We start from the raw sequence: 14,293 nt of genomic DNA on the forward strand, positions 1-14,293 counted from the left end.
GACCCGGACACCGGTCGGACCCGGACACCGGTCGGACCCGGACACCGGTCGGACCCGGACACCGGTCGGACCCGGACCCGGTCGGGCCCGCACGCGATCCGTGGGCCGGGTCGCCGGGGATGGGTACGTCGAGTCGGCGGATCAGGGGCGCTCGCCCTGGCGGTCGAACGCGCGCAGGAACAGGCTCGCGATGCGCGGGTAGTGGCGGGGGATCAGGCGGGCGGTGAGGTCGGCGACCAGGGCGTCGGTGCCGACGAGGATGCGGGGGCGACCCGCCTCGACGCCGCGCAGGATGATGTCGGCGGCCCGCGTGGGCGGGAGCTTCAGCAGCTTCTCGTTGTACAGGCGGGTGTTCCTCAGATCCCGGTCGGTGACCCCGCCGCTGCGGCGGCGGGTCTCGTCCAGGGCCGCATTGGCGATGTTGGTCCTGACCCCACCGGGATGGACGACGGTGACCCGGACGGGATGCCCGGCCCGCAGCATTTCCAGCCGAAGCGTCTCGGTGAAGCCGCGCACGCCGAACTTCGACGTGCAGTATGGGCCGAGTTCCGCCTGGGCCATGAGGCCGGACAGGCTGGAGATGTTGATGACATGGCCGTCGCCCGACGCGATGAGGTGCGGCAGGAACGCGCGGGTGCCATGCAGCACACCCCAGAGGTTCACCGCCAGCACCCGGTCGTAGATCGACCAGTCGGCGTCGAGGATCGTGCCGCCGCCGCCGGCGATGCCCGCGTTGTTGTAGAGCTGGTGCACCTGGCCGAACCAGGCGCGGATGTCCGCGGCGTACGCCTCGACGGCGGCCCGGTCCGCGACATCCAGGTGTCCGGTGTGGACGTCCACACCGAGGGCCTTGACCTGCGCCGCGGTCTCGGCCAGTGCGGCATCGTCGACGTCGGACAGGGCGAGGACGCCGCCGCGTTGGGCGATGCCCAGGGCGAGCGCCCGGCCGATGCCGGAGCCCGCTCCGGTGATGACGGCGACCTTGTCCCGAACGGTGCTCATGACGGTCTCCTACGGTCGAAGGTGTTCGGGGTTGGCGCCCTGGTGCTCGGGGCGAAGGGGCGTAGCTGAAAGCGATCCCCTATGGGGGGCCACCGCCGCGGGGCGGTGCTGGGGCAGGGCGCGGCGGGCGGGGCAGGGCGGGGCGGGGCAGGGCGGTGCGGCGAGCGGGCGGTGCGGAGATGGTGTGTCAGGCAGGCCTGACGTGATCGGCACCCGCTCTACCTGGTCTGTCTGATGCATCCGTTACGTTCGGTGTGTGCGGCGCTCACGTGGGCACCCGTACTCGGGCGCGTATATGCGCCGCCGTGGGCGCCCGGGTGGGTAGGGGCCGACGCTGGTGCTCACCTCGCCGGCAGATCCGCCGCGTCCGGTCGAGGCGGGCACCCGATCATGTAACCATCACCGGGTACTCCGCCAGCGTCGGGCCGCGCCCGCGCCAGTATCCGTCGGCACCGCGGGATCCGTCGGTACCTGGCGAGACTTTCCCAACCAGCGGTTTAGCGGATGGTCCTCGCGGGCGATGCAGTGGGGTATGTCCCCGCAGACCGACCCGCCCAGAGCCGAGCCGCCCCCGTTGCCAGCGGAGCCCACCTCGCCGGAGACGACCGTCCAGATGGACGGCCTCGAACCGTCCCGGCGGGCGGACGGGACGCCGTCGGCACGCAGTGTGCGGGTGGCCGAGGCCGCCGGGCTGGCGCCCGAGGCGGTGGCCGATCCAGGTCAGCTGCCCGTCGAGGCGCGCAGTGCCATCCCGTTGCAACAGGACGGCGGGGCCGAGAAGAGCGAGAGCGGGCTGACCGTCGCGATCGCCTTCGTCGCCAATCTGGTGATCGCCATCGCCAAGACGGGGGCGGCGCTGATCACCGGGTCGGCGTCGATGGTGGCCGAGGCGGCGCACTCCTGGGCCGACACCGGTAACGAGATCTTCCTGGTCGTGGCGCAGCGGCGCTCGCGGCGTCCGCCGGAACCGGGACATCCGCTCGGTTTCGGGCGGGAGGCCTACGTGTGGTCGCTGTTCGCGGCGATGGGCCTGTTCGTCGCCGGCGGCGCGGTCTCGGTCACCCACGGGGTGCAGGAGCTGTTCGCCGCCAAGGACAGCGGCGACTACCTGATCGGCTACATCGTGCTGGCGGTGTCGTTCGCGCTGGAGGGGACCTCGTTCCTGCAGTCCGCGCGGCAGGCCCGCAGGGAAGCGGCGTCGATGGACCGTGACGTCATCGAGCATGTGCTGGACACGTCCGACCCGACGCTGCGGGCCGTGTTCGCCGAGGACTCCGCGGCACTCGGCGGCGTCCTGATCGCGGCGCTCGGCCTGGGGCTGCACCAGGCCACCGGCACGGCGGCATTCGACGCCATCGGGTCGATTCTGGTCGGGGTGCTGTTGGGGCTGGTCGCGCTCGTGCTGATCGGGCGCAACCGGCGTTTCCTTGTCGGCCAGGAGGCCGACCCGCGGGTTCGTGCGGCCACCCTGCGTGCGCTGCTGGCGCTGCCCGAGGTCGAGCGGATCTCCAAGCTGCGCGTCGAGGTGGTGGGACCGCGCATGGTCAGCGTCGTCGGTGACGTTGACCTGGTCGGCGACGAGAACGAGTCCAGCGTCGCGGTGCGGCTGCGCGCGGTCGAGGCGAAGCTGATGGCCTCGCCGGCCGTCGTGCAGTCGGTCCTGAGTCTGTCCGCCCCCGACGAGCCCTCCCTGACCGCCGACGACGAGCCGCGGTCGCCCGCGAGCGCGCGATGACCGCGCCGAGGCCCGCCGATGCCCGCCGATGCCCGCCGAGGCCCGCATGACACACCGCGGAGTGGGATCGCCACCCGGTTCGCGGTCACTTCAAGTGACGATCTCGAGGAAGGGGTCTGACCGGACCTGGGTAGCCGTGACGAGGGCGGGTTAGGCGGGTTGGTCCGGTGCGTGGGCGGTTCCGCGGAACCTCATGATCGCGTGATGTCCGCGGGGCGATCGGGCAGCCCCGACCCGTCGACCCGGCTCCGGTGGCTCGCATCAGCGATGCGGGACCGGTCGGTGGTGCGGCGAGCGAGGCAGCGGCGGACGGGAGGTGAACCGCCCTCGCCGCCGCCGACGTGATCGGGAGGGGATCGGAGGGGTGAGCCAGTCCGCCCCGGACAGCGGGGCCGACGGCGGGTGCCGACCGAGGGCGGAGGAGGAAGCGCGGTGGCGTCGAGGCAGGTGCGGGGGCGTCGGCCGGTGTCGGTGCGGGCGGCGCCGGTGGTGCGGGCGATGCCGGTGGACGTGCCGGGCGGGATCGACCCGGGGGTGCTCGAGGTCGTGGAGGTGCCCGCCGGGTTGTGGGCGCGGGCGCCGGGTGGGCCGCGGCCGAACGTGGATGATCCGGCGCTGCATGCCATGGCCCAACCGGACGGGGCGCTCACGGTGATCGTCGGTGCGCCGGGCGAGCGTGTGCCGGGGGCCGAACCACTCGCCGGGCTGCTGCGGGCGCTGGCCGTGGACGGCCATCCCACGCCGGTGGTTGCGCGCTACGGCAACGTGCCGATGGCGCCGCTGGCGGACTGTCTGGACGCACCCCTGCTGGTGCAGCACGGGCTGCTGCTCGACGATGTCGATGGACGGCCGGTCGTCACCTGCGTGGACGTCGGGCGCGGCGGGCGGTGGCAGCCGCTCGCCGTGTGGACGGTGTATCCCCCGGCCGGCCCACCCCGTCCGGCCCGCTGGCGGGCTCCGGCACCCGACCTGGCCCCGTTGGGCGAGGGCAGATATCACCTGGTGGAGGGGTGGACCGTGCGGATCGTGCCGAGCGGGCTGGCCCTGTCCCGCGCCGGCACCGGCGCGTCCTCGGCACACTGTGCGGATGAGCCGCCGCACGGGCATCTGGAGGCGCCCTGGCTTGCGGCAGAGCACGATCCGGGCTGGTGTGAGTTCTGGATTGGTCCGCCGGTGCCAGGCGGGCTGCCGGACGGGGTGCTCACCGCGCTGGGACGGCTGGCCGACGCGCTGCCGGCCGCCGTCCGGGTGCGGCTGCGGATCCGCCCGCCGGCCGGGACCGCCGTCGCTGAGGCTCAGCGCATACGGTGGGCGATCCCGGCACCGCAGCGGGCCGTGCCGCCCGCCGCGGCCGATCGACCGCGGTCGCCGGAGCCGCCGGAGGTGCCGGAGCCGCCGGACGGGCTTGGTGCGCTGCGCGAAAACGCTTCCCCGGCAGATATCCGTGAACTCTCGGTGAATTGTACGGAAGTCTTTCCGCGGGACGCGGTGAAAGGCGATGTCGAAGACGATCCCGAGATTTCCTCGCCGCGAACGGATCCGGTGCAGACGCGGGCGATGCCGGCCGCTCTGCCACCCGCGCCCGCCACGCTGCCACCCGCGCCCGCCACGCTGCCACCCGCGCCTGCCACCGTGCTGGCGTTGACCGCCGGTGGCCGGCTTCGCCTGGTGAGGTCCGCCGCAGCGGCGCGATAACGCTGGAGCTCAGCGCGCCGGCATTCCCGAATAAGCTGCACCGGCGAGTGGCGGCGTGACAGCATTTCGGCCATGCCTGAGACGGTGCCTGAGTCGGTGTCTGAGACACGCTCCGCATTGCCCGGTCGGGTGTCGTGCGGGTAGCGGTCGCCGACGACGGGGCGCTGTTCCGTGAGGGCCTGGTGATGCTGCTCGAGGCCGCGGGCCACGAGGTCGTCGGATGTGTCGCGGACGGCGACGCACTGCTCGCCCTGCTCGAGGCCGAACCGGTGGACGTCGTCGTGCTCGATATCCGGATGCCGCCGGGCCCGGAGGGTGGGCTGACGACGGCGGCGTGGGTACGGGCCCGCCGCCCGGGCGTCGGGCTGCTCCTGCTCTCGCACTATGCCGAGACGTTCTACCTGGTGCGCTTCCTCGAAATCGGCACGGAGCGGATCGGGTACCGGCTCAAGGACCGGATCGCCGGCGTCCAGGTCCTCAGCGACACCCTCGACCGCATCCGCGCCGGCGAGATCGTCCTCGAACCGGCGCTGGCCGGGCGGCTACTCGAGCGCCACGGCGCCGCCGGCGGCCCGCTGGCGTCGCTGAGCCCACGGGAGACGGAGGTGCTGCGGCTCATGGCCGAGGGGCGCTCCAACGGCGGCATCGCGGCCACGCTGTGCCTGTCGGCGAAGTCGGTGGAAAAATACATCGCCAGCATCTTCACCAAGCTTGACCTGCCCGCCGATTCCACTTCACACCATCGGCGGGTGCTCGCCGTGCTGCGCTACCTTGACGCCCGCCAGGCCGCACGCTGAGCGGCAGCCCCCGAGCGGTGTTCGAGCGCCCGGCGTGCAGGCGGAGTGACCGCACGTGGTGTGCGTGCGCGTGGTGTGCGTGCGCGCGGCGTGGATTCCGGTGAGTGCACCGTTGAACGCACCGGTGGTGCGTCCGGCCTGGCGGGTGGTGGCCGAGGACGTCGTCCCACTGCCAGCGGGAACGCCCCTGGGCCGGCAGGTCGCGCCGTTGCTGCGCAACCTCACGCTGGCCACCGGGACGGGTTGGGCATCCCTGTGGCTTCCGGAGCAGGCGGACAGCCCCACGGAGCAACCGTGGGCACCGGTGGACGCGGTGCCCACGGCGGCGATCCGGGCCGGCACCGCGCGGGCGGTCGCGGTCCACGACGGTCAGGGGCAGACCGGTGCCCTGCTGATCGGGAACCACAGCGGGCACCCGCCGGCCCGGGTGCCCGGCGAACTGCTGGACCAGACGGCGGACTGCGTGACGGTGCTGCTGCGCGAGGCCCGCGCGGTGAGCGCGGCCCAGGAGCGGATCGCCGAGGCGCAGGCGCTGGTGGCGGACGCGGTGCGGATCGAGTCCGATCTCGTCGAGGTGCTCGAGGCTGAGCGGCTGCGGCTCGCCGGCTGGATGCTGACCGGCGCGACCCGGCGGCTGGAGGAGGTCACACGGCATTACGAGGCGTTCGCCGACGCGGTCGACGGGGCTGGCGGGGTCGACAGGGTTGACAGGGTTGACGCGGATCCGGGGCGGCTCGCGGCCGTGCTGGCCGATCTGCGGCGTGCTGTCGACGTCCTGATCGAGGAGTTCCGCGAGGTCGTGCGCGCGGTGCATCCGGTAGCCCTGCGCGCCTGGGGGGCGAGTGAGGCCCTGCGGGACCTGGAGGGCCGGCTCGCCCGACCGGTGCGGCGCAGCGGCGATCTTGGAAGGCGGGTCGGCTGGGAGGTCGAGTCCGGCGTTTACCACGCGGTCGCCGCAGTGCTCGATGCGCTGCCGGCCGGCGACGGCCCGGAGCTTGCGGTGCACTACACCCGGTCCGACGGCCGGTTCGCCGTCCGGGTGACCGACCCGGTCGGCGTGGCGTCAGCGGTTCGGGCCGCGCTCGCGCCCGACGCCCGGCGTCTGGCGGCGCTCGGCGGCGGGCTGCGGGTGGAGGTCGACGCGGCCGGCGGGCTGGAGATTCACCTCTGGCTGCCGGAGCGGCTCTCCGGCAGCCAGAGGTGAAATCACCGCCGTCCCGCAGGGGTGATCGTGCCCGCCGAAGCTGGTCAGAACGGCACCAGGAGGTCAGAACGGCACCAGGACGGTCAGACGGGTCCCGGTGCCCGGCTCGGAGGAGACCCGCAGCGTGCCCCCGACCGCCTCCAGCCGGGCCCGCAGACCCCCCAGGCCGGTCAGACTCCCCGTGCCGTTCGGGCCCCCTCTGCCTGTCGGACCCTTCATGCCCGTCGGACCCTCCACACCCGCCGGACCCGTGGCGGCGGCATCGTCGAGGCCGGGGCCGACGTCGACCACCTCGAAGCGCAGCCCCTGATAGTTCTGGCTCACCGTGACGGTAACCGTGGTACCGGAGGCGTGTTTGAGCGCGTTGTTCACGGCCTCCAGACAGGCGAGGTACATCGCGTTCTCCACGGCGCTCGGGTAGCGGCGGGCCCGCACCCGCGGATCGATGTCGAGGGTGACCCGGGGCGCCTCCTGGAAACTCGCGGTGAGCGCCGCGGCGAGGCCCTCGTCCCGCAGGGGCCCGGGGGGGACACCGGCGGCGGTCTCGGCGAGGATGCGGTGCGTGCGGTTCAGTCGGGCCCGTAGATCAGCCGTGGCCTCGGCCAGCACGGCCGGACCCGCCTCGCCGGTCTCCATCCGGTGCGCCAGTACGGCCAGGGCGAGTTGCAGGGAGACGAGATGCAGCTGCGCGCCGTCGTGTAGGTCGCGTTCCAGCCCGTGGCGCTCGCTTTCCATCTGGGACGCGGTCCGGTAGCGGGCGTCGGCGATTCTGGCGAGCGTCTGCTGGTGCCGGAGCCGCGCACCGATCGCCTGTTCGCGGGCCGCCGCCTCCCCGAGCACCGGTCCGAGGACGGCGGCGACCTGGGTCACCCGCGCGGTGAGCGCCGCGTCCGGCGGTGACGGCAGGTGCACCGCCAGCGTGCCGTTCTGCGCGCCGAGCCGCAGGACGGGACGGACCAGCGAGACACCCGGCCCGCCAGCCCGGTCCCCGCTCGCCGTCCCGCTTCCGCTTCCGCCTCCGGTCCCGGTCCCGGTCCCGCCCCCGGCGGGCGGCGGCGGTGGTGCGGACCAGGCGTGCTCGCGGGCGAGCTGCGGCCCATGCACGCGGATCACCACCTCGCGCGCGCCGATCCGAGGACCCAGCCAGGCTGCCAGCGGGGTGAGATCACCTGCCCGCGGGCCACTCGAGGGCAGCGCGGCCGCGACGCGCAGGACACCCGCGGCCAGGGAGAGGTCATCGCCGGCCATCCGCACGCCTGCCAGCATCCGCCGCTCACCGGGCGGGGACCCCGCCGTTGGGTAGGCGTGGGGATCCCGTCGGTCGCGCGGGGACGGGCGCTGGGCCAGGGCGGCCCCACCATCAGGTCGGGAGGTCGTGGCGCAGGGGCGGCGGCAGGGGCGTCGGCGCCGGGCGCAGCCCATCCAACAGCAGGCAGAGGTACCGTCGCCAGTCGAGGCCGGCCGGGTCGTCGGAACGGACGGTCGCGAGCGCCATCACCACGAGCGCGCCGAGATCGCGGGCCTCGACGTCGGGCCGCGCCCGCCCGGCTGCCTGAGCGCGCTGCAACAGACGTTCCATCGACAGGTAGTAGCTGCGGATGCCACTGGCCCGCACACCGCCGCTCTCGTGGACGAGGGCGAGGATCACCTGGCGGGCCGCCAGCGCCTCGACCGTCGCCGCCAGCGCGTCGGCCAGGTCACGCCACGGGTCGTCGCCGTCCTGGGCGGGGTCGCGCCGCAGTCGCGTGACGAGACGCTCGAAGACCGCCTGGAGCAGGTGGTCCCGGCTGGGGAAGTGCCGATAGACGGTGGCCACGCCCACGCCGGCGCGGCGCGCCACCTGCTCCAACGTCACTGCCGACCCGTCGGCCTGAAAGGCGTCGTCCGCGGCGGCGATGATCCGGTCATAGTTGCGGGCGGCGTCGACCCGCAGCGTGGGGCGCCCAGATGCCGTCATCGGGGCACGCTACCAGTGGCATCGGCGCACTCACCAGGTCACGGGAAGCTCCCGCAGCCCGTAGACGAGATGGGAGGAGCGGAACCGCACCTGGTCGAAGTCGACGGCGAGTGCGAGCGACGGAAAGCGGCGCAACAGCGCCGGGAACGCGGTGCGCAGCTCCATCCGGGCCAGCGGCGCACCCAGGCAGTAGTGCAGGCCGTGGCCGAAGGCCAGGTGACCGGTCGTTCCTCGGGTGACGTCGAACCGGTCGGGGGCATCGATCAGGGCCGGGTCCCGGTTGGCAGCGGGCAGGGAGACCAGGAGCTTCTCGCCGGCTGCGAGGTTCCGGTCCCCGATCCGCACGTCGGTCCGGGTGATCCGGGTGGCGCCGGAAGGGACGATGGTCAGCCAGCGCAGCATCTCCTCGACGGCGGGCCCGATGGCGTCCGGGTCGTCCCGCACCAGGGCGAGCTGGTCGGGATGACGAAGCAGCGCCAGCGTGCCGAGCGCCAGCATGTTCGCCGTCGTCTCGTGCCCGGCGAGCAGCAGCAGAGACGCGATCCCGACCAGTTCCTCGTCGGTGAGATCGTCGCTGTGCTGGCGCACCAGCATGCCCAGGATGTCGTCGCCGGGATCCGCGCGCGCCCGCTCCACCAGGGTCGCCATGTACGCGCGGCTCTCGCGCTGGTACTTCATCCGCTGCGTGACCGGCAGCGACGCGTCGACCTGGCGGCCGGTGCGGTGCTGGAACTCGTCCCGGTCGGCGAACGGCACACCGAGCAGTTCGCAGATCACCAGGGACGGCACCGGCAGGGCGAACGCGGTGACGAGGTCGACGGGGCGACCGGACTTCGCCATGCTCTCCAGCGCGTCGTCGACGATGTCCACGATCCGCGCTTCGAGCCGGCGCATCCGCCCTGGGGTGAACTCGGGCGTGAGGACCCGGCGCAGGCGGGTGTGCTCCGGCGGATCCTTGGTGAGCAGGTTGCCGGTGCGCAGCCGGGTGCGTTCCGCGGGGCTCAGGCTCGGATCCCCCTCGAGGGGGACGTCGTTGCCGAACCGGGCCGAGGCGCCGAGCACCTCGCGGACATCGTCGTAGCGGCTGACCAGGAGCGCCGCCGCGCCGAAGGTGGTCGTGACCGGGGCGAGCCCTGCCTGTTCGCGGGCCCGGGACAGTCCCGCCGACGGATCAAACCCATTCCGCTGTAGTTGCAACGGAATATCAGCTTCCTCGGTCATGACGATCCTCCTCCGAACTCCTCCAACGGTTACCCATCGTAATCGCGCGAGCGGAACGCTATCATGAAAATGAGAAGTGACTATCGGTTCTGGCTCGCGCGTGTCCTACGGTGGAGAGGGGTGCTGCTCGTGTGGGGCGCGGCGTGCGGCGGGGTGCGGTCCGCCACGAGGTGTGGTCCGCCACGAGGCGCGGTCCGCCACGAGGTGTGGCCAGTGGCGGGTGCCGCTGTCGGCGGCGCTGGCCCTGGTGGTCGCGGGCTGCCTCCGGCAACGGGGTGGGCCTTGCCGGTGGAGAATGCCCTGATGGCGGGGTTGACGCAGGTGGCGGCGCGGCTCGGGCGGTCGATCCGTGGGATGATCGACCGTCGTCCAGGTATGCATTCCGCGCATCCATTGCCAGGTCCGCCTACTGTCGTCCCTATTCCCGGCTGAATCCCTCGGCGGTGACGCCAGGTGTTGTGGATCATTTCTGCTCTATTCTGGCCGACAAATATCGTGAGGAGGGTCACACGGCGTGCGCGGCGTGACAATCCGGCGGATGGTGTGCATGGGCGCGACGTCGGCCGGCCGCTCCGATCACGGTTGGCGGTGTCGATTCCGGCGGCTATTATCGGCAGCAAACAACAACGGGCGGCTGTTTCTATTTTCTGTATGGAGTGGGAGCGTGCGGGGCTGCCCGGTACGGAGCGACCCACGGCGATTCGTTGGGTGGCGCAGCCGTGCGGGCTCCGGTCCGAGCCTCGCGTCGGCGTCCTGGTCCAACCCATTCCGAGCATCCTGCCGATAGTGGAGGGTACGTTCGATGCCTGCAGCGGGTCTGGTCCTGGTAGAACGAGACGCGGTGCTGGGGGAACTCCGGGCACTTCTCGCGGACGCCTGCGCCTCGCGCGGGCGTTTCGTGGCGCTGACCGGGCCGTCGTCCGCCGGCCGAACCGCGGTGTGCGCCGTGCTGGCGGAGGAGGCGAGACGGCGCGGGGCGTGGGTGATCACCGCGCTGGGCACCCAGGCCGAGGGCGCACTGCAGCTCGGCCTGCTGCGCCAGCTCGCCCAGTGCGCCCAGACGGTGGCCGCGGCCAGCGCGGCGCCGGTGGTCGCGGCCACCGCCGGTGCGGCCCACCAGCTCACCGGGCGGACCCTGCCCATCGGGGCGCTGGAACAACTCAGCCAGGCCCTGCTGTCGATAGCCGACACCCACCCGGTCGTCCTCATGGTGGACGACGTGCACCACGCGGACAGGAGCTCGGTCGATTTTCTGCTGTATCTCGCCCAGCGGCTCAGGAACCGTCCGATGATGCTCGTGCTCACCGCCTCGGGGCGCACCTTCCACTGCCGCGCCGAGCTGCTGAGCCAGCCACATTCCCGCGTTCTGGTCGTCGAGCCGCTCAGCCGTGCCGGCGTCGCCGCCCTCGCCGCCAGTCGTTCTGACACCTTCGTGTCCGCGGAGCTGGTGAACCGGCTGTATGAATGCGGCGGGGGGAGCCCGTTGCTGACCCGCGCCATGCTCGACGACCTGCACCCGGCAACCGGCGGCCCCGGATTCTCGACGGGTGGTTCGGGGGAAGCCGGCGAGACCTTCGACCTGGCGGTCGTCACCCTGTTGCACCGGATGAAACCGGTGGCCTTCGCCGTCGCCCGTGGCATCGCCATCCTGGGCGAGCCGGGCGGCACGGCCCCGGCCGCCCGGGACGACGAGAGCCTCGCGACCCTGCTGGGGCAGCTGATCGGCCTGGACCACGCGGTGCTGGCCGGTGCGGTGCGGGCACTGCGCGAGTCCGGGGTGCTGGACGGCTGGCGGTTCCGGCACCCGGCGACGCGCCGGGCGGTACTGGGTGAGACCGCGCCCGACCTGCAGGCCCGGCTGCACCGGCGGGCGGCCGAGCTGCGCTACGAACAGGACGAGGCCACCCCCAGCGTGGCCTGGCATCTCGTCGAAGCCAACCTCAGTGCCGACCCGTGGGCGGCCCGGGTGCTGACGGCCGCGGCCGACCAGGCCCTGCGCCGCGACGACGTGGAGCTGGCCGTCCGCTGTCTGTGTGCCGCCCGCGAGGCGGCCGGCGACGAGGCGGAGCGCCAGGAGATCGCCCTGCGCCGGGCCCGCGCCGAGTGGCGGGCCGACCCGGCGGTGGCGATGCGGCACCTGCTCCCGCTGACCTCGTCGCCCGCCGCTGACCTGCCGGCGGACCAGCGGCTGGCCCTGATCGGGCCGCTGATGTGGCATGGCCGGTTCGAGGACGCGGTGGCCGCGGTCGGCGGGCTGCCGGACGCCACCGGGCCCGCGGCCACGGCCGGGGCGGGCGGCGGCACGCTCTGGCTGCGGCCCTGGCTGCGCACGTGGTCCCCGCCGCTGCTGTGGCAGCTCGACACGGTCCTGCCGGCCGACCACGGCAGTGCGGTGACGGTCGACGAGCTGACCCGCAGCACCTGCGCCCTGGTCGACGTGCTCTCCAGTGGCGCGGACGAGCGCGCGATCAGCAGCGCCGAGCGGGTCCTGGAGACGATCCGGCTCGACGACACCACCATCGACGCGGCGCACGCCGCGCTGTGTGTCCTGGTCTACGCCGACTGCGCGCAGCGGGCCGTCGTGCTGTGCGACGGCCTGCTGGCGGAAGCCCACGAACGTCGGGTGTCCTCCTGGATCGGGCTGCTGAGCGGGCTGCGGGCGGAGATCGCCTTCCGGCTCGGCGCACTGCCCGAGGCGATCCGGCACGCGCAGGCCGCGCTGACCCACATCGCGACGCCCAGCTGGGGAGTGGCGGTCGGGCTGCCGTTGGGAAGCCTGGTCGCCGCCACCTCCGCGGTGGGCCGGCATGCCGAGGCCGACCAGGAACTGCGCGCCCCGATCCCCGCCGCGATGTTCTCGACCAGGTTCGGCCTGGCCTACCTGCGCGCCCGCGGGCGGCACTACCTGGCCACCGGCCGGCCCTACGCCGCCCTGGACGACTTCCTGGCCTGCGGGGAGATGATGCGCTCCTGGGGCCTGGACCTGCCCGCGTTGGTGCCGTGGCGCAGCGACACGGCGCTGGCCCGGCTGGCCATCGGTGACCGGGACGCCGCCCGCGAGCTGGTCGACGCGCAGCTGGGCCGCCCGGGTGGCGCCCGAGGACGCACGGGTGGGCTGACCCTGCGGGTGCTCGCCGCGACGTCCGAACGGCACCGGCGTACCGATGTCCTTGCCGCCGCCGTCGAGCAGCTGCAGGCCAGCGGCGACCGGTACGAACTGGCCGGTGCGCTGGCCGACCTGAGCGACGCGCAGCACGGTCTCGGCGAGCACGAGCGGGCGCGGGCGACTGCCCGCCGGGCCCGGGCCCTGGCCCGCGAGTGCGGCGTCGCGGTGCCGGGCCGCCCGATCGGCGAGCTCGGCGTCGTGCCCGGCGACCTGCCGGTGACACTGTCGCTCGCCGCGGGGGACGCGTCCCGGCTGAGCACCGCCGAGCGGCGGGTGGCGCTGCTTGCCGCCGGCGGCAGCACCAACCGGGAGATCGCGGCGTTGCTGCACATCACCGTCAGCACCGTCGAGCAGCACCTCACCCAGGTCTACCGCAAGCTGAAGGTGCACCGGCGCGCCGAACTGCGCCGGGTAATGGGGAGCGGTGCTGGCAAGATCGCATTTCAGCTCTCCTGATCCGAACCGGACCGTCCTTTGTACGGTGCGATGGGACATCGGCCATGCGATTGTCGGATGCGGGTCGGCGGTGCCAACCCCGGAACGGCGCGCGCTCCCGATAGGGGCTGGCGTGCATGGGCCCGGTAGAAGACGCCGACCGATATCTGGGGTTGGCCCGTGGTGGGGTGCCTGCCTAACCTCGTGGCTGACCAGTATCACCGATGCCGGTATTTCCTGGCGTCCCGGCCACGCCTGGTACCGGTCGACATCCGATGATGGCAGGTGGTTCGTGAGGTACGAGGTACTGGGCCCACTGCGTATGATGGGCAAGGACGACTACGGCTCGATCAATGCCCGCAAGTCGGCGGTCACCCTCGCAGTCCTGCTCGTGTGCGCCGACCAGATCGTCTCTATCGATCGGCTCGTGACCGAGGTCTGGAACGAGCACACTCCGCGCAGGACCAGCGCTGCCGTGCATGTCTACATCTCGCAGCTGCGGAAACTCCTCGGCGCGTGCTCGGCGACCAGCGCCATTGATACCGTGACGCCGGGATACCGGCTGGTTCTCGGCTCCGATGAGCTGGACCTGCACGCCTTCCAGCGCCTCGTCGCGCTCGGTCGCGAGCGGGAACGGCAGGGGCGCGACGAGGACGCGGTGGGCCTGCTCGAGTCCGCTCTGGGGCTGTGGCGCGGACCCGCGCTGGACGGTCTACGCGGCGGGCCGGTGGTGGACGGCTTCGCGACCTGGCTCGAGGAGTGCCGCCTGGAATGCTTCGAGATGATGGTCGAGGTCAAGCTGCGCCTTGGGCGCCACCGTGAGGTGGTGGCGCCCCTTCGGCGGCTGATTGCCGAGCATCCGCTGCGGGAGACCTTCTGCCGTCAGCTGATGCTCGCGCTCTACCACGCCGACCGGGCCGCCGACGCGCTGCGGCAGTACCAGCACACCCGCCGGATCCTCGTCGACGAGCTGGGCCTGGAACCCGGCCGGGCGCTGCGCGAGGTGCACCAGGCGATTCTGGCCGACGACGTGCTGCCGTCCGTCGTGCCGCGCAGGGTCGCCTAGCCAGGCCCGAGGCCC

10 protein-coding genes are annotated in these 14,293 nt (G+C 73.0%); 6 read left to right on the forward strand and 4 right to left on the reverse strand.

The features are described 5' to 3' along the window. Positions 1-141: 141 nt before the first annotated feature. Positions 142-1,002: an SDR family NAD(P)-dependent oxidoreductase gene (locus MXD95_RS27555; protein ID WP_250643660.1), complete on the reverse strand. Its 861-nt coding sequence runs from the start codon at positions 1,000-1,002 to the stop codon at positions 142-144. 532 nt (positions 1,003-1,534) lie between these two features. On the opposite strand from MXD95_RS27555, the gene MXD95_RS27560 reads away from it, so the two are divergent. The 4 genes from MXD95_RS27560 (at position 1,535) to MXD95_RS27575 (ending at position 6,433) form a co-directional block, all read left to right on the forward strand. Further along, a complete protein-coding gene (locus MXD95_RS27560) occupies positions 1,535-2,737 on the forward strand; it encodes a cation diffusion facilitator family transporter (RefSeq protein ID WP_250643661.1) in 1,203 nt (400 codons plus the stop codon). Positions 2,738-3,169: 432 nt separating this feature from the next. Then, positions 3,170-4,432: a hypothetical protein gene (locus tag MXD95_RS27565; RefSeq protein ID WP_250643662.1), complete on the forward strand. Its 1,263-nt coding sequence runs from the start codon at positions 3,170-3,172 to the stop codon at positions 4,430-4,432. A 134-nt stretch (positions 4,433-4,566) separates the two neighbouring features. Further along, positions 4,567-5,229 carry a response regulator transcription factor gene (locus MXD95_RS27570; protein WP_250643663.1) on the forward strand — a complete coding sequence of 221 codons (663 nt, stop codon included), beginning with the start codon at positions 4,567-4,569 and terminating at the stop codon, positions 5,227-5,229. Between the two features lie 100 nt (positions 5,230-5,329). Further along, positions 5,330-6,433: a sensor histidine kinase gene (locus MXD95_RS27575; protein WP_250643664.1), complete on the forward strand. Its 1,104-nt coding sequence runs from the start codon at positions 5,330-5,332 to the stop codon at positions 6,431-6,433. A 63-nt stretch (positions 6,434-6,496) separates the two neighbouring features. Here MXD95_RS27575 and MXD95_RS27580 read toward each other — a convergent pair whose 3' ends face one another. The 3 genes from MXD95_RS27580 to MXD95_RS27590 all read right to left on the reverse strand — a co-directional run bounded on the left by MXD95_RS27580 (position 6,497) and on the right by MXD95_RS27590 (position 9,611). Further along, the gene (locus tag MXD95_RS27580) at positions 6,497-7,699 is read right to left on the reverse strand and encodes a sensor histidine kinase (protein ID WP_250643665.1); all 1,203 of its coding nucleotides are present in this window, start codon (positions 7,697-7,699) and stop codon (positions 6,497-6,499) included. A 94-nt stretch (positions 7,700-7,793) separates the two neighbouring features. Continuing rightward, complete coding sequence (locus MXD95_RS27585; RefSeq protein ID WP_250643666.1) at positions 7,794-8,390, reverse strand: TetR/AcrR family transcriptional regulator; 597 nt, start codon at positions 8,388-8,390, stop codon at positions 7,794-7,796. Positions 8,391-8,420: 30 nt separating this feature from the next. Further along, a complete protein-coding gene (locus MXD95_RS27590; RefSeq protein ID WP_250643667.1) occupies positions 8,421-9,611 on the reverse strand; it encodes a cytochrome P450 in 1,191 nt (396 codons plus the stop codon). 802 nt (positions 9,612-10,413) lie between these two features. Here MXD95_RS27590 and MXD95_RS27595 point away from each other — a divergent pair. Together MXD95_RS27595 and MXD95_RS27600 are read left to right on the forward strand one after the other, a co-directional pair. Continuing rightward, positions 10,414-13,233 (forward strand): AAA family ATPase, encoded by a 2,820-nt coding sequence (locus MXD95_RS27595; RefSeq protein ID WP_250643668.1) that lies wholly within the window; start codon positions 10,414-10,416, stop codon positions 13,231-13,233. 271 nt (positions 13,234-13,504) lie between these two features. Next, positions 13,505-14,278 carry an AfsR/SARP family transcriptional regulator gene (locus tag MXD95_RS27600; RefSeq protein ID WP_250643669.1) on the forward strand — a complete coding sequence of 258 codons (774 nt, stop codon included), beginning with the start codon at positions 13,505-13,507 and terminating at the stop codon, positions 14,276-14,278. Positions 14,279-14,293: the final 15 nt, after the last annotated feature.

The sequence above is a fragment of the Frankia sp. AiPa1 genome (genome assembly GCF_023243075.1).
In the GTDB taxonomy this organism is placed as follows: Bacteria; Actinomycetota; Actinomycetes; order Frankiales; family Frankiaceae; genus Frankia.